Source organism: Pseudomonas sp. 1L-E-NC-VB-C3 (assembly GCF_057291535.1).
Genome location: NZ_JBXAWD010000005.1, coordinates 256,787 through 270,673, shown reverse-complemented (window position 1 = coordinate 270,673; position 13,887 = coordinate 256,787). Strand labels below are relative to the sequence as shown.

Annotated in this window: 18 protein-coding genes; all 18 read left to right on the top strand. The window is 60.1% G+C overall.

Annotated features, from left to right (window positions below; genetic code table 11):
• The first annotated feature begins 52 nt into the window (after positions 1–52).
• The 18 genes from AC0Z5Z_RS11150 to AC0Z5Z_RS11065 all read left to right on the top strand — a co-directional run bounded on the left by AC0Z5Z_RS11150 (position 53) and on the right by AC0Z5Z_RS11065 (position 13,883).
• Entirely contained in the window at positions 53–571 is a 519-nt protein-coding gene (locus AC0Z5Z_RS11150) for a phage regulatory CII family protein (RefSeq protein WP_177413691.1), read from the top strand.
• Positions 564–791: a TraR/DksA family transcriptional regulator gene (locus tag AC0Z5Z_RS11145; protein ID WP_098968436.1), complete on the top strand. Its 228-nt coding sequence runs from the start codon at positions 564–566 to the stop codon at positions 789–791. Before AC0Z5Z_RS11150 ends, AC0Z5Z_RS11145 begins: the two co-directional genes overlap by 8 nt.
• A complete protein-coding gene (locus AC0Z5Z_RS11140) occupies positions 781–3,000 on the top strand; it encodes a VapE domain-containing protein (RefSeq protein ID WP_485611073.1) in 2,220 nt (739 codons plus the stop codon). Before AC0Z5Z_RS11145 ends, AC0Z5Z_RS11140 begins: the two co-directional genes overlap by 11 nt.
• Positions 2,993–3,352: a PA0613 family protein gene (locus AC0Z5Z_RS11135; RefSeq protein WP_485611072.1), complete on the top strand. Its 360-nt coding sequence runs from the start codon at positions 2,993–2,995 to the stop codon at positions 3,350–3,352. The genes AC0Z5Z_RS11140 and AC0Z5Z_RS11135 overlap by 8 nt, the downstream gene beginning before the upstream one ends.
• 526 nt (positions 3,353–3,878) lie before the next feature.
• Positions 3,879–4,217 carry a phage holin family protein gene (locus tag AC0Z5Z_RS11130; RefSeq protein ID WP_085701142.1) on the top strand — a complete coding sequence of 113 codons (339 nt, stop codon included), beginning with the start codon at positions 3,879–3,881 and terminating at the stop codon, positions 4,215–4,217.
• 133 nt (positions 4,218–4,350) lie between these two features.
• Positions 4,351–4,875, top strand: a complete 525-nt coding sequence (locus AC0Z5Z_RS11125; protein ID WP_485611071.1) for a terminase small subunit — start codon at positions 4,351–4,353, stop codon at positions 4,873–4,875.
• 43 nt (positions 4,876–4,918) lie between these two features.
• Positions 4,919–6,808: a phage terminase large subunit family protein gene (locus AC0Z5Z_RS11120; protein ID WP_103305625.1), complete on the top strand. Its 1,890-nt coding sequence runs from the start codon at positions 4,919–4,921 to the stop codon at positions 6,806–6,808.
• Between the two features lie 10 nt (positions 6,809–6,818).
• Positions 6,819–7,034: a hypothetical protein gene (locus tag AC0Z5Z_RS11115; RefSeq protein ID WP_103305626.1), complete on the top strand. Its 216-nt coding sequence runs from the start codon at positions 6,819–6,821 to the stop codon at positions 7,032–7,034.
• Between the two features lie 2 nt (positions 7,035–7,036).
• Entirely contained in the window at positions 7,037–8,647 is a 1,611-nt protein-coding gene (locus AC0Z5Z_RS11110; RefSeq protein ID WP_485611070.1) for a phage portal protein, read from the top strand.
• 2 nt (positions 8,648–8,649) lie between these two features.
• Positions 8,650–9,879, top strand: a complete 1,230-nt coding sequence (locus AC0Z5Z_RS11105) for a S49 family peptidase (protein WP_476249043.1) — start codon at positions 8,650–8,652, stop codon at positions 9,877–9,879.
• Positions 9,880–9,891: 12 nt separating this feature from the next.
• Positions 9,892–10,242: a head decoration protein gene (locus AC0Z5Z_RS11100; RefSeq protein WP_103305629.1), complete on the top strand. Its 351-nt coding sequence runs from the start codon at positions 9,892–9,894 to the stop codon at positions 10,240–10,242.
• Between the two features lie 13 nt (positions 10,243–10,255).
• Entirely contained in the window at positions 10,256–11,284 is a 1,029-nt protein-coding gene (locus AC0Z5Z_RS11095) for a major capsid protein (RefSeq protein ID WP_103305630.1), read from the top strand.
• Between the two features lies 1 nt (position 11,285).
• The gene (locus tag AC0Z5Z_RS11090) at positions 11,286–11,504 is read left to right on the top strand and encodes a hypothetical protein (protein WP_476249045.1); all 219 of its coding nucleotides are present in this window, start codon (positions 11,286–11,288) and stop codon (positions 11,502–11,504) included.
• On the top strand, positions 11,504–11,818 hold the full coding sequence (locus tag AC0Z5Z_RS11085; RefSeq protein WP_127926430.1) for a head-tail joining protein: 315 nt from the start codon (positions 11,504–11,506) through the stop codon (positions 11,816–11,818). The genes AC0Z5Z_RS11090 and AC0Z5Z_RS11085 overlap by 1 nt, the downstream gene beginning before the upstream one ends.
• Complete coding sequence (locus AC0Z5Z_RS11080; RefSeq protein WP_476249046.1) at positions 11,815–12,471, top strand: hypothetical protein; 657 nt, start codon at positions 11,815–11,817, stop codon at positions 12,469–12,471. Before AC0Z5Z_RS11085 ends, AC0Z5Z_RS11080 begins: the two co-directional genes overlap by 4 nt.
• A gap of 4 nt (positions 12,472–12,475) precedes the next feature.
• Positions 12,476–12,994 (top strand): hypothetical protein, encoded by a 519-nt coding sequence (locus AC0Z5Z_RS11075; RefSeq protein ID WP_485611069.1) that lies wholly within the window; start codon positions 12,476–12,478, stop codon positions 12,992–12,994.
• Positions 12,991–13,575 carry a phage baseplate assembly protein V gene (locus AC0Z5Z_RS11070; RefSeq protein ID WP_485611068.1) on the top strand — a complete coding sequence of 195 codons (585 nt, stop codon included), beginning with the start codon at positions 12,991–12,993 and terminating at the stop codon, positions 13,573–13,575. Before AC0Z5Z_RS11075 ends, AC0Z5Z_RS11070 begins: the two co-directional genes overlap by 4 nt.
• A 56-nt stretch (positions 13,576–13,631) precedes the next feature.
• Entirely contained in the window at positions 13,632–13,883 is a 252-nt protein-coding gene (locus AC0Z5Z_RS11065; protein ID WP_485611067.1) for a hypothetical protein, read from the top strand.
• Positions 13,884–13,887: the final 4 nt, after the last annotated feature.

The following is a 13,887-nucleotide window of genomic DNA, read 5'->3' as shown; positions in this document are numbered from 1 at the left end:
TGTATCACCACTGCACGCCGCGCGGCACTGGCAACTTACAAGGATTAATGCCATGAGCCGTATCATTCTGAGCTCTCTAGACCGGGCGCAGCGGGAAGTTCTGCCGCTCGATCTCGCGCTTTACCATGCCGCACGGGACTACCCCGGCGGCGCCGCTGCTATCGCAGCCACCACCGGCCGAAATGCGACCACGCTGCAGCACAAGCTGTCCCCAACCCATCCCAGCCACACAGTCAACATTCAAGAGTTCGGCGAGATTCTGGAGCTGACCAAGGATCGCCGCATTCTGGATGCGGTGCATGCCTTGGTCGGAGACACGACTTGGCAGGAACTGGCTGAGGCGTACACCAATGACATGCCTGAGACGTTGACCACCGGAATTGCGGAGTACTTCCGACAGGTCGCGGATCTGGCTGATACGTGGGCCAAAAGCATTGGTGATGGGGTAGTTTCCGATGAGGAACTGGCCGCGATTCGCCTGCAGGTGTTCCGTGGGATTCAGGGGCTATTGGGGTTGTTCAACCGAGCCACCTATGTCAACCAGACGACGCGGGGTGTTGATCGTGGCTGATATCGCGGATTTTGCAAATGACCTGGTGCAGGAGCGCATCGATCAAGCGCTCGCAGCACGCAACGCCACCAAACCTGCCTTGGTGGCGCATTCGTTTCTATTCTGCGAAACGTGTGATGACCCGATCCCTGAAGCCCGCCGTTTGGCGCAGCCCGGCTGCACGCAGTGTGTGGGATGCCTTTCTCTCGTGGAGTTGAAGGGGGCTCACCATGCTCGATGAAGTGTTGGGGCAATTCGCGGATTACGGGCTTGAGCCTGCGCAGCCATTGGTGTTTGGCAAGCTAACCCGGTGCAAGACGGCGCAGGATAAGGGCAAGGAAAAAAACGGTTGGTATGTCGTTCACGAGCAGCGTACGGAAAAGGGCGAGACGCTGATTTTCGGAGCGTTCGGTGATTGGCGCTCGGGTGAGTCGCAGAAGATCAAGGTCAAGGCTGGCCGGATGTCGTCTGAAGAACGTGAGGTCATGCGCGCTCGGCAAGAAGAAGCCAAGCGCCGGGCTGCCGAGATCTCGGCCAATGCGGCACGTCGTGCGGCGAATCGGGCGGCGGGAATGTTCAAGCGCATGCCGGAAAAGGGCCGTAGCGACTATCTGGATCGCAAGCAGATTGTCGGCTTTGGCGTTCGGTATGCGCCGCGCACCGGCGCGTTCCTGGTACCGATGAGCAATGTACGCGACGAGATTGTCGGCTTGCAGGTGGTGTTCCCGACTAAGCAGCAGGACACCGGTCGCGATAAATCCTATTGGCCTTACGGGATGTCGAAGGAGGGGGCTTTTCACCTGATCGGGCCGCATCCTGATCCGGGGGAGCCGGTGCTTGTTTGCGAGGGCTACGCCACCGGCGCCAGTCTGCACATGGCCACGTCACTGACCGTGGCCATTGCTTTTGATGCCGGTAACCTGCTGGTGGTGTGCAAAGCGATGCGCGAACGTTTCGCTGGTTGCCCGCTGATCATCTGCCGCGACGATGACTGGAAGACCACGAAACCGAATGGCGATGCTTGGAATCCCGGTGAGGAAAAAGCCAACAACGCGGCGTTGATCGTCGGTGGCCAGGTCGTTGCACCGATCTTCTCTGGCGAACGAGAGGACAAGTGGACCGACTTCAACGATCTGCATGTCGCGGAAGGTTTGGAAGCGGTGCGTCGTCAGGTGTTGGCAGTGGTCAAGCCGCCGGCCGCTGGTGGCTGGAAGGACATGCTGGCTCGCAGTGAAAGCGGCGCGTTGATTGCGCATATGCAGAACGTGGAGTTGATCCTGGCCAATGACGAACGCTGGGCCGGGGTGATCAGCTACAGCGCGTTCAGTTCGAAGATCGTGAAGCTGCGCGCGGCGCCTTATGGCGGCGGCACAGGCGATTGGGCGGATATCGACGATATGCGGGTGATGAAGTGGCTCGCGCAGCAGTACAACTTGCGGGTCAAGGCCTCGCATGTGATCGAGGCGGTGAGTGTGGTTGCGCATGACCATGCGTTTCATCCGGTGCGGCAGTACCTGCGCAAGCTCGAATGGGATCGCGTGCCGCGCCTGGAAAGCTGGCTGACGGACGTCATGGGCGTCAAGGCGACCGACTACTCGTCCAAGGTTGGCAAGCGCTGGATGTTGTCAGCCGTGGCGCGGGTGATGAAGCCGGGATGCAAGGCTGACTCGGTGATGATCCTTGAGGGCGCGCAGGGCGCAGGTAAGTCGACGGCGATGAGCATTCTCGGTGGCGATTGGTTCATGGATACGCCGTTTGCCTTGGGCGACAAGGACGGCTTTCAGGCGATCCGGGGCAAGTGGATCGTCGAGCTGGGCGAGCTGGACAGTTTCAACAAGGCCGAGAGCACCAAGGCCAAGCAGTTTTTCTCCGCGTCGACGGACACCTACCGCGAGAGCTACGGACGTCGCACGATGGACGTGCCGCGTCAGTGCGTGTTCGTGGGGACGACGAACCAGGACGAGTACCTGAAGGACGCGACCGGTAACCGGCGTTATTGGCCGGTGGCGTGTACCAAAGTGGATCTGGAGTTGTTGCGCTCGATTCGCGAGCAGCTTTGGGCTGAAGCGGTGTTCTGTTACGACGCTGGCGACCTTTGGTGGGTGACGCTGGATGAGGCGTCGATGTTCGGTGAGGAGCAGGACGAGCGCTTTGTGGTGGATGAGTGGGAAGGTCCGATTCTGACCTGGCTCGAGGAGTCGCAGATCGGCGAGACCACCTCGGGCAGCGAGGTGTTGGCCAATGCGCTGAAGCTGGACTTTGGGCATTGGGGCAAGCCGGAGCAGATGCGCGTCGGCGCGATCATGCATCGGTTGGGTTGGCGGCGCGTGCGGTTGCCTGCGTTGGTGAAAAGTGGGCAGCGGCCGTGGGCTTACAAGAAGCCGGCAGGGTGGGGCGGTGCTTCAGCGTTGCAGCGGGAAGCGTTCGAGGAGCCTTGTTTCGATGATTAAGGAGATCGATTCGCTGCTTAGGTTATGGGCGCAGGAGCTTCACTCAGAGCATTCGAAAGGGGGGCTGGCTGGGGGGAATATGGTTGCCATGATGATGGAGAGCAACGGGCAACTTATCAGGGGGCGACGTGCCTTCCGTGCGCCGCTGGAGAGTTCGTTGGACATGGAACTGATCGTGAACAAGCACCTCTCGCCCGAGCTGGTGACGGTCGTGCGTGAGCATTACTGCACGCACGATGTGGATATGCGTTTGCGGTACGCCCATTGCGGTTGTGGCCGTGACACCTACTATCAGCGTTTGCATGAGGCGCATCTGCAAATCTACTGGGAGCTGATGGGGGCGGCTGCGTGACCCCAGGCATCGCTCCGGTTGTGGTTGTCCCACTGGCCCGTCTTGTCCCGCTGCGTTTTGATGCAGTGGGACAGGTGCGAGCCTTGTCGTTGTTGGGCTGTCCCACCGTCCCGCTAAAAAGTGCCTCCCGCCCGTGTAAGCGTAGCGGGCAGCAGTACGCGCGTTTCACGCGCATGCGTGTCCTTTAAATTTCCTTCTTTACACGAGAAAGGAGAAAGATAAGTAGGACAGTGGGGCGAAGCCCCGAATTTAGGCGCTCTCAGGCGTCCCACTTCGATCCTAGGAAGTGGGACGAATGGGACACCGCTGAGGCAACAGAATGCCGTGGTGGTGTATTCACCGACATTCGCTAGGCGTTCACCCTGTGTTACCCACTTATTCACCGGGTGGCATTAAAACAGGGTTGCTGCCACCGGAATCGACCTGTAAAAAGTAGTCATCTTCGATAGGTGCGACCGCAGAGAGCGGCAGGCACCCACCACCAAACCCGGCCATTGCGCCGGGTTTTTGCGTTTAGGGGTTGGCGATGACAAACGAGCAACAAGCGCTGGCAGAGATGCCGATCTGGTTAGTGATCGTCCTGGCCCTGGTCGGCGGCGTATCGGGGGAGATGTGGCGAGCAGACAAGGATGGGGCGCGGGGCTGGGCATTGTTGCGCCGCCTCGCGCTTCGGTCCGGTGCCTGCATTGTCTGTGGGGTGTCGGCGATGATGCTGATGATCGCCGCCGGTATGACGATCTGGACGGCGGGCGCCTTGGGGTGCCTGACGGCGATGGCCGGTGCTGATGTGGCGATCGGGTTGTACGAACGCTGGGCCGCCAAGCGGCTGGGCGTTTCAGAGTCGGCATCGACCGACCGCAGCTAGGTCGGCGGCCGGGTGGGGGGCGCCATTTTTCCGGGTCCTCCCTGAGGGCCGCCCCCTACACGGGTTAGCGAACTCGCGGGATCTCTGCAGCTGAGAATTCTGCAGGGATGTCCGTCTTTTCAAAGGGTTAGATATGGGCAGGGCAGTTAGCAAGGCCGACTTAAGCGAGATCGTCGGTCGTGATGAACGCACTCTGACCCGATGGCAGAACGACGGCATGCCTGTGACCGAGTTCGGCCTCGGTCGGGGCAATGAAAACCAATACGACACCGAAGCCGTGATCCAGTGGCTGATGCATCAAGCCGCACTCAACGGCAAAAAAGAATCTTCCCGCGACCGACTAGACCGGATCCGTGCTGACCGCGAAGAACTCGCGATGGCCAAGGATCTTGGCGAGGTGGTCATCGCGTCCGATCTGATCGAACGCTTCGAAGCAATGATCACTGCTGCAAAAGTGGAGTTGCTCAACTCTTTCCCCGATGTGCTGGCCGCCGAACTCTCGGCGCGCTACGACGTGGAAATCGACGAGCAACTGATTCGCGACCCCATTGAAGCCATCCTGAGGAGGCTTTCTGACTATGACAAGGATGATGCCGCGTCAGATGGATATTCTGACGAACCGGACGATACGGAGGGCTTTGAGGAAGACGGCGACTAAAGCGCTGCGCGGCGCTTGCCGCAAATGGTCGCCGCCGCCTCGCATGAGCATTATCGAGTGGGCGGACAAGTACCGCTGGCTCGCACCGGAAGAGGCTGCGCGCCCCGGCAAATATCGCTTTGACGTTACTCCTCACCTGATCTGGCCCGGAGGTCCATTGGAAGCGCTGGATGATCCCGCTGTCAGTGAGATCGTCGGACGCAAGTCGGCGCAGGTGGCATGGACGTCGGGTGTTCTGGGTAACGCCCTGGGCAAGTGGATCGACATTGATCCGTCACCGATTCTGGTGCTGTTTCCCAAGGCCGAAGCGGCCAAGCAGTACGTTGGTGAAAAGCTCGAGCCGATGATCGAAGCCACGCCGCGCCTGCGCAAGAAAGTCGACCTGCGAAGCCGCAAGCTACAGCAGCGACAGGACTTCAAGCGCTTCCCTGGCGGCTTCCTGAAAATGGTGGGTTCCAACAGCCCGGCCAGCGTGAAGTCCACGCCGGTGCCGCGAGTTGCCATTGAAGAGCCGGACGACTGCAACCTGAACCTGCGAGGCCAGGGCGACAGTATCAAGCTCGCTAAGGAACGACTGAAAACGTTCCGCCGCTCGAAGATCATCATCGGCGGTACACCGACCATCAAGGGCTTGTCCGCCATCGATGCGGAGCTGGAACTGTCGGACAAGCGCGTCGGCTTGGTGCCGTGTCACGAATGCGGCCAAGAACACGCGTTGAGCTTTGACAACCTGCACTGCGACGAGGATCCGGAATACCTGCATGAGGTATACGGCAAGAAGCGGCCGGAGAAAACTTTCTACTCCTGCCCGCACTGCGGTGGAATCTGGGATGACAACCAGAAGAACGCCAACCTCAAGCATGGGCGCTGGTCGGCTACAGCAGAATTTCGGGGGATCGCCGGTTACATCCTCAACGAGCTGTACGCGACGTTTTGGGGATCGCGTTTCCAGGTGTTGATGGAGAAAAAGCTCCAGGCCGAACACGCGGCCTCACAAGGCAACATCGGACCGATGATCGCTTTCGTCAACAGCTCCAAGGGCGAAAGCTACGAGTATCAGAGCGATGCACCGAAGACCGATGAGCTGGAAAAGCGTGCGGAGCCTTATGCGGAGCTGACAGCGCCGAAAGGTGTCCTGCTGATCACCGTTGGCGTTGACGTCCAAGGCGACCGCCTCGCTCTCACCATTATCGGTTGGGGACGAGGCGAAGAGTCGTGGCGCTTGTACTGGGGTGAGCTTCACGGCAACCCCATCGACCCGCATGACGCCGTTTGGCAAGAACTGGATCGGGTTATTTCCCAACCCATACCGGTCGAAAGCGGTGCGCAACTGGCGGTATCGGCGGTCAGCATCGATAGCTCTGACGGCAATACCAGTGACGCGGTGTATGCCTACGTGCGGGATCGTCAACGCTACAACGTGATGGCGATCAAAGGCGCCTCTATCGACAGTCGCGACAAGGAGATCTTTACCAAGCCTCCGCAGTCGGTGGATACCTCACAGGACAACACCAAGGCTGCGAAATACGGCCTGCGAGTCCACATCGTCGGTACGCACAAAGCGAAGACGCTCATTGATGGGCGGCTGCGCCTCAAAGGTGCTGGACCGGGGCGCATGCATTGGTACAGCGAGATCCGCTCGGACTACTACGAACAACTCACCAACGAAGTCCTGGCACCGCACCCGCGTAACCCCAGCAAAATGGTTTGGCAAAAGAAAGCCGGCCGTCGCAACGAAGCGCTGGACTGCGAGGTGTATGCCTTGCACGCGGCTCGCAGCCTGAAAACTCACCTGTTACGCGATCACGAATGGGACCAGTTGGAGCAGCAGTTGCTGCAGCCAACCCTGTTCAGTACCGAACAACCGGTCGCACCGGTACCGCGCCGAGCTGTCGCTCGTGGGCGGGGCACCCGCAGTCGCGCGGGCTATTAAGGAAACACATATGACAGACGCACAACAGCGCCTCGCGGAAGTCCGGGCGGCGATCTCTGACGTCCTGAAAAAAGGCCAGCGCTTGCGCCGTGCGGATCGCGAGCTTTATCGCGCTGAGCTGAACAGCTTGCGTCTTCTGGAGCAGCAGTACGCCAGAGAGGTCGCGTTGGAACAGGCTCAACAACAGGGACGTGGCCGCAACCGTGTCTCCTACATGAAGATCTGACTATGGGATTTTTTCGAAAAGACCCGGCCGAGCTGCTGATGCGCGAGGCCCTCAAACTCGCCAAGTCGGCAAACGAGTCCAGGCCTATCGTCGCCCAAGGGGGCGGGGGCGGTGTTGAGACGCGTTGGCGCGGGGCTTCTCGCGTATTGCGCAGCATGGCCAGCTGGATTCCCGGTCTCGGCAGTCCGCGTCGAGATCTCGACCAAAACGAGCGTCGAATGCTGGTTGCTCGCTCGCGAGACGCCATGCGCAATCACTTGATAGCCCGTGCGGCGATCACGCGCTTGCGCACCAATGTTGTAGGAACCGGGCTGGTTTGCCGGTCACAGATCGATCATGACGCATTAGGTCTCGACGAGGCGCAGGCTGAGAAAATCAACAATCAGCTTGATCGCTTGTGGTCGCTATACGCCGATGATCCACGCGAATGCGATGCCGAAGCGACACTAAACCACTACCAGTTACAAGCACTGGTATTGATCTCGTCCATGGTGGGTGGTGACGTGCTAATTGCCAGTCCTGACGATGAGCGCCCCGGCTGCATCTTCAGCACACGCTTGCAGTTGATCGAATCGGACCGGGTCTGCAATCCAGCCGGGCAACTTGACGGCGCAAACCTCGTGGACGGCGTCGAGTTTGACCGGCTGGGGGCGCCTTTGGCGTATCACGTCTGCACCGGATACCCCAACGAATACACCGCCGGCCAAGCGCTGAAATGGGAGCGTCTGCCAGCCTTTGGCGAGGCAACTGGCCGGCGCCGCGTCATGCACGTTATGGCCGACAAGGAGCGTCCGGGACAGAAGCGCGGAGCGCCTTACCTGGCTCCGGTGCTGGAACCGCTGCAGAAGCTGGAGCGCTACAGCAGCGCCGAGCTGATGGCGGCGGTGATCTCCGCAATGTTCACGGTGTTCATCAAAAAGACCAACGACTTTCAAGTCGGGAATCTCCCGCTGACCGCATTAGCTAACGAAGGTGAAGGCGCTGGAGGTGATACCACAGCAGATGGCGAACTGGCGCTGGGCGAGGGGGCGATTGTTGACTTGGGCCAAGGTGAGGAACCGGTAATCGCCAATCCTGCGCGGCCTAATGCGCAATTCGATCCGTTCTTTACGGCAGTGGTCAAGGAAATCGGCGCCGCTTTGGAGCAACCGATGGAAGAGCTGTTGCTCCACTACAGCAGCAGCTACAGCGCAGCCCGTGCGGCAATGTTACAGGCGTGGCGCTTCTACAGCCTGCGCCGCTGGTGGTTGATCTGTGACTTTTGTCAGCCCAGTCGGGAATTGTTGATAGATGAGGCGGTGGCCCGTGGATTGATCAGCCTGCCGGGTTATGCGGACCCGGCGAAACGCAAAGCCTACTGCCAGGCCATCTGGATCGGCCCCGCTCGAGGCGCCATTGATGAGTTGAAAGAAGCCAACGCTGCCGGTAAGCGCATCGAGATCGGTGTCAGCAACGAAACACTGGAAACCGCCGCAATGACCGGCGAGCCGTGGCAGCAGGTCTATCGGCAGCGCGTGCGCGAAGTCACCCAGCGGCGCAACGATAGCCTGCACGTTTTACCCAAAGGGCGGGAGCAGGAAACACCGCCGTCCGCCAACCCCAACGAGGAATAACCATGCCCCGCGCATTCGAGCTGGCTGCATCGCAGCCGTGGCTGATGCTGCCCGGCGCCCTGGATAACTTGCTGACCATTGCAGACCGCATGGGCGATCCGGCGGCGCTGGAAACACGCACTGGCATGCGACTGGATAACAGCCGCACTGTCAGCGTACGCAATGGTGTGGCGATCATCCCGGTAGTCGGTCCGGTGTTTCGCTATGCCAACCTTTTCACCGAGATCAGCGGTGCGACCAGCACTCAGGTGCTGGCCACCGACCTGCAGGCGGCGCTCGATGATCCCAAGATCAGCGCGATCATCCTCAACATCGATAGCCCAGGCGGCGTTGCCGCCGGCATCAACGAACTGGCTGACCAGATCCATGCGGCCCGTGACCGTAAACGCATCGTTGCCTACATCGGCGGCACTGGTGCAAGCGCGGCCTATTGGATTGCGTCAGCTGCCAGCGAAATCGTCATCGACGAAACGGCGCTCGCCGGGAGTATCGGTGTGGTCGTTGAAGCTGTGGTCGGCGAGGAAGGCAACGGCCGTAAGCGCTATCAGATCGTCAGCCGCAATGCCCCGAACAAGCGTGTAGATCTCTCTACCGAAGAAGGGCGAGCCAAGGTCGGCGAAACGGTCGACGCCATGGGTGATGTGTTCGTCGCCAAGGTGGCCCGCAACCTGGGCGTGGAGCCGGAGCGTGTCCCAGAGATGGGCGACTTCGGCGGCCTGCGCGTTGGCGCAGCGGCTGTCGAGTCCGGCTTGGCCCACCGTCTGGGGTCGCTTGAAACATTGATTACCGAACTGGCCAAACCGGCCGCCACTCAACCGAGGAAATACAACATGACCACCGTCAGCAGCACGGCGGAGTTGCGTGAGGCGCTGGCCGCCGGCACGGATCCGCAAACCATCGAAATCGCTCAGGCCAATCAGCCAGATCTCGAAAGCATCCGCACCCAAAGTCGCGAGGAAGGCGCTACTGCAGAGCGGCAACGCATTACCGGCATCAATGCAATGGCCAGCAAGGGTTTCGAAACTGAAATCTCCGCTGCCATTGAAGCAGGCACAACGGTTGAAGCCACAGCGCTACAGCTGTTCAAGGCAGCGCAGGATCGCGGCATTTCTCTGAACGCCATCAAGGCCGATGCCACTGGCGCATCGACGTCCACTCCGACGGGCGATGCCGCTCAGGGTGAGCGCAAGGCCGTCGTAAACGCCATTGTCGAGGGCGCCTCGCGCCGCTGATTGGAGAACATCATGAGCAACCCAGAACGCCAAACCTATGTCCCGGACCAGCTGTCCGCCGGTGCCTTCCCGGTGATGATCGACACCGCCGTGATCGCTTCCGGCCAGAAGCTCAGTCGAGGCGCCGTCCTTGGGCAAGTAACGGCCAGTGGCGAATATGTGCTGAGCAAGGCCGCAGCAACCGATGGCTCCGAAGCTCCTGCGGCTGTACTGGATCAGTTCACTGATACGACCTCAGGCGCGCAGGTAGCGCCAATCCGCCTGACCGGTGAAGTGCTGGCCAGTCAACTCACACTCGGCGAGGGTTTTACTTTGGCGCAGGCAAAAGCTGCGCTGCGTTCCCTGTGCCTGTTCGTTCGTTAATTCGGAGTCTTTGATGGATATTTTTGATACCCGCACCATGCTTGAAGCGGTTGAGCAGATGCCAACCGCGCGGCGCTTTTTGCTGAACACTTTTTTCAACGGTGGCAGTCCTGTCACGTTCCCGACCAAAACCGTGGACATCGACATCATCAAAGGCAAACGCAAAATGGCGCCGTTTGTTAATCCTCGCCTGCCGGGCAGTGTGTCGTTGCGCGAAGGCTATACCACCAGCACCTACAGCCCGCCGTACATTCAACCCAAGCGCGAAACCACCGCCGAGCTGGTGCTCAAGCGTTCGGCCGGCGACAACCCGTTTTCCTCGCGTACTCCGCTGGAGCGTGCCGGGCAGTTGCTCGGTAAGGACCTGCGCGATCTGGACGACGAAATCATCCGCCGGGAAGAATGGATGTGCGCCCAGGCACTCACCACTGGGAAGGTTCGCGTCGTGGGGGAAGGGGTGGATGACACCATCGACTTCCTGATGGCCCCCGATCACAAGATCAGCCTGGGCAGCGGTCAGTGGGGCACCGAAGACGGTGACCCAATTGCCAATCTTCGTAGCTGGAAGCGCAAGATCGCCAAGGACTCCGGCCGCACGGCAAACACCGTAGCCATGAGCGGCGAAGCGCTGGACGCCTTTCAATCCAGTGCAATGGTGATGAAACAACTCAACACTCGCCGCGTTGACATGGGCTTGATCAAGCCAGAGGAACTGCCAGACGGCGTGACTTACCTGGGCTACCTGAATGATCCCGGCGTCGACCTTTACGGTTATGACGAGTGGTATCTGGACGACGAGGATGACGAGCAACCAATGATCCCGGCGGGTGGCTTGATTCTCGGCTCGACGTCCACGCGCAACGCCATGCTCTACGGGGCGATTCAAGATCTGGAAGCCGTGGAAAGCGGCTTGGTCGAAGCGGCGCGCTTCCCGAAGAGTTGGGTGACCCAAGAGCCGAGCGCTCGTTGGCTGAAGCTGCAGAGTGCGGCATTGGCTGGCCTGCTCGAACCGGATGCGTTCATTTACGCCAAGGTGGTGTGACATGGCCAAGAAAGCCGATTTTCTGGTGATCGACGGTTGCGTGCAGGATGGCCGTGTCGTTGTTGTGAAGGGCGAGCCTTACAGTCCACCAAGTAAAGGGATTGAGGAAGCGTTACTCGCCGAAGGGCGTATCGCTCCACTCAAGGATCCCAGAGCACAAGAACTGCTGCGCCAACAATCGGGCGTTGCCAATGGGGACGACGACAGCGGCGGTGAGTGATGGGCTTTCGCGAATTGAGCGACGACATGGACGCCCTGGTGCTGGATGGCTTGGGCGACATGGCAACGGTCGGCGGTCGAGAGATCGCCGGTTTCTTTTCCGCGCCATGGCTGCAGCCGCGTATGGGGCGGATTAACACCGCCTTGCGCGAGCCGCAGTTTGAGATTCGCGTCGTCGACGCAGCGGGTGTTGAGCCCGGGCAACTGGTCGTTGTAGATCTGGCAAAGCAGGACGGGGGAGGCCAGTACGATCTTGTCAAGCTGGAGCCAGATGGTTCCGGCTGGGTGGCATTGCTCTTGAGGGCTAAAGCATGAACGTCGGCAGCTATTTCAAACCCTCAGCAAGTGGCGGGATGATTTCGCTGCAAACCTCGGCGGCAGACTTGAAAGCCTTTCAGGACTTTGCCGCCTTGGTGCCGAAAGCAGCATCCAATGCCCAGCGCCGTGCGATCAACAAAACCCTGCGATGGCTTGCTACCCATATCGCTCGCGCCGTCGGCCGGCAGGAACGCATTGCGGTTGCCGCTGTACGGCAACGTCTGCGGGCCTACCCGGTCAGCAGCGGCGCGAACAGCGGCAAATTGTGGTTCGGCCTCAACGCCATGGAAGCCAGCCGCATAGGCCGGGCACGGCAAACCCGATCCGGTGTGTCAGTCGCGGGGCGACGCTTCCAGGGCGCGTTCCACAAGCGAGTCTATGGGAGCAGCGCAGATGTCTGGATCCGCGTCGGCAGCAAGCATTTCAAATCTGCGGATTACCCCGATAGCGATGTCAGTGCAGCCGGCGGCGCGAGTTCGGGTTGGATTGCCGAACATGACAACCGCTTCCCGCTGGCCAAGGCAAAGGTGTCGCTGGAGCAAGCCCGACCGCACTTCGATAGCTGGGTGCGCAAAGCAGACGAACACTTGGTGCATGTCCTGCAGCAGGAACTCAATTTTGAAGTGCAGAAGTACTTGAAGGGGAAATGACGTGATGGATTCAGTCGACGAACCATTCAGTCTTGAGCAGCTGTATCGAGCCATCGAACGACATCTTCATGATCATTTGCCGGGCGTTCAGACGGTCGCGGTCTGGCCCAACATTGATGATCGCATCGCCTTGCCGGCGGTGCTGGTGGAACTGGCAGAAATGGAGCCGGGCGTTGATCCGGGGACGGGAGAAACCTGCTTGTCCTGCAAGTTTGAGGCGCGGGTGATCACCGACCCGATCCAGCCCGACCATCATCAGCAAGCAGTGTTCTTGGCGGGTCAGTTGGCCGTTCTGCTTCGGGCGCAGTCTTGGGGTGTAGAGGTCGAGCCAGCCGAGTTCGTTCAGGCCATGCAGGACTGGACCAAACCCGAACTGGACGGCTACACGGTCTGGGTCGTGGAATGGACACAGCAGATCTACCTCGGTGAAACCTGCTGGCCTTGGCCGGATCAGCCACCGGGGACGTTGGTGTATGACGTTGAACCGGGTGACGGACCATTCAGGCCGGAGGATCTGCCGTGAGTTACGCGAGCGCCCAGCATGACCGCATGATCGCGGGGGCGGTCAAAGCTTGCTATGTGGTCGCGATGGATCTGTCCGCATCGCCGCCGGTGTGTCGAGTGTCGGATGGCAGTGATTGGGTCAGCGCCTGGGTGCGCTGGCACAGCATCGCCGCCGGCAAGGCCAGGCATTGGCGGGCGCCGTCTTTGGGGGAGCAGGGCAGTTTGATCAGTCCCAGCGGCGACGTGTCGCAAGGCACGTTTGTCCCGGGCCTGTATGGCAATGCCGGACCTCCGCCGGATAATCGCGACCATGTCGAGGTCTGGCGTTTCGATGATGGCGGCTCGCTGGTCTACGACTGGCAGGCCAAGTCTTACACCATCACCCTGCCGAGTGGCACGGTGGCGATCAAGGTCGGCGGCACGGACGTCGTCGTAACGGATAACGCGGTGACAGTGAAGTCGGGAACGATCGATCTTGAGGGCACCGTGAACATCAAGGGTCCGGTCAATATTGATGGCGCGTTACGCGTAACGGGCAACATCGACGGCGCCGGCAACATCATGGCCGTCGGCGACAGTGACAACCACCATAAACATTAACCCAAACATTCATCCAGCCCGCCGCGTGCGGGCTTTTTTGTACCTGGAGAAAACACATGGCCAAGATCAATGACCAGCCTGTCGAGGAGCAATTACCGTCGACGATTCGCCCGCCTGCTCCCCCTCAAGCGCGAACTGTTGATTTGCTGCTGAAGTTTCGCGACAAAGTCTATACCTCGCGCACGCTGTGCATCCCTGGAACGGATCGCACGCTGGCGGTGGCCAAGCACGAGGTCGAGGTGTCGGCGTCCGATGAGCAGGCTGTCAGCTTCCTGAAGACGCATCCCGAACTTGAACCGCTGGAGTGACCTA

Excerpts from the sequence above, each read along its gene's own strand:
- AC0Z5Z_RS11150 (WP_177413691.1), top strand. The coding sequence starts at position 53 with ATGAGCCGTATCATTCTGAGCTCTCTAGACCGGGCGCAGCGGGAAGTT.
- AC0Z5Z_RS11140 (WP_485611073.1), top strand. The coding sequence starts at position 781 with ATGCTCGATGAAGTGTTGGGGCAATTCGCGGATTACGGGCTTGAGCCT.
- AC0Z5Z_RS11135 (WP_485611072.1), top strand. The coding sequence starts at position 2,993 with ATGATTAAGGAGATCGATTCGCTGCTTAGGTTATGGGCGCAGGAGCTT.
- AC0Z5Z_RS11130 (WP_085701142.1), top strand. The coding sequence starts at position 3,879 with ATGACAAACGAGCAACAAGCGCTGGCAGAGATGCCGATCTGGTTAGTG.
- AC0Z5Z_RS11125 (WP_485611071.1), top strand. The coding sequence starts at position 4,351 with ATGGGCAGGGCAGTTAGCAAGGCCGACTTAAGCGAGATCGTCGGTCGT.
- AC0Z5Z_RS11120 (WP_103305625.1), top strand. The coding sequence starts at position 4,919 with ATGAGCATTATCGAGTGGGCGGACAAGTACCGCTGGCTCGCACCGGAA.
- AC0Z5Z_RS11115 (WP_103305626.1), top strand. The coding sequence starts at position 6,819 with ATGACAGACGCACAACAGCGCCTCGCGGAAGTCCGGGCGGCGATCTCT.
- AC0Z5Z_RS11110 (WP_485611070.1), top strand. The coding sequence starts at position 7,037 with ATGGGATTTTTTCGAAAAGACCCGGCCGAGCTGCTGATGCGCGAGGCC.
- AC0Z5Z_RS11105 (WP_476249043.1), top strand. The coding sequence starts at position 8,650 with ATGCCCCGCGCATTCGAGCTGGCTGCATCGCAGCCGTGGCTGATGCTG.
- AC0Z5Z_RS11100 (WP_103305629.1), top strand. The coding sequence starts at position 9,892 with ATGAGCAACCCAGAACGCCAAACCTATGTCCCGGACCAGCTGTCCGCC.
- AC0Z5Z_RS11095 (WP_103305630.1), top strand. The coding sequence starts at position 10,256 with ATGGATATTTTTGATACCCGCACCATGCTTGAAGCGGTTGAGCAGATG.
- AC0Z5Z_RS11090 (WP_476249045.1), top strand. The coding sequence starts at position 11,286 with ATGGCCAAGAAAGCCGATTTTCTGGTGATCGACGGTTGCGTGCAGGAT.
- AC0Z5Z_RS11085 (WP_127926430.1), top strand. The coding sequence starts at position 11,504 with ATGGGCTTTCGCGAATTGAGCGACGACATGGACGCCCTGGTGCTGGAT.
- AC0Z5Z_RS11080 (WP_476249046.1), top strand. The coding sequence starts at position 11,815 with ATGAACGTCGGCAGCTATTTCAAACCCTCAGCAAGTGGCGGGATGATT.
- AC0Z5Z_RS11075 (WP_485611069.1), top strand. The coding sequence starts at position 12,476 with ATGGATTCAGTCGACGAACCATTCAGTCTTGAGCAGCTGTATCGAGCC.
- AC0Z5Z_RS11065 (WP_485611067.1), top strand. The coding sequence starts at position 13,632 with ATGGCCAAGATCAATGACCAGCCTGTCGAGGAGCAATTACCGTCGACG.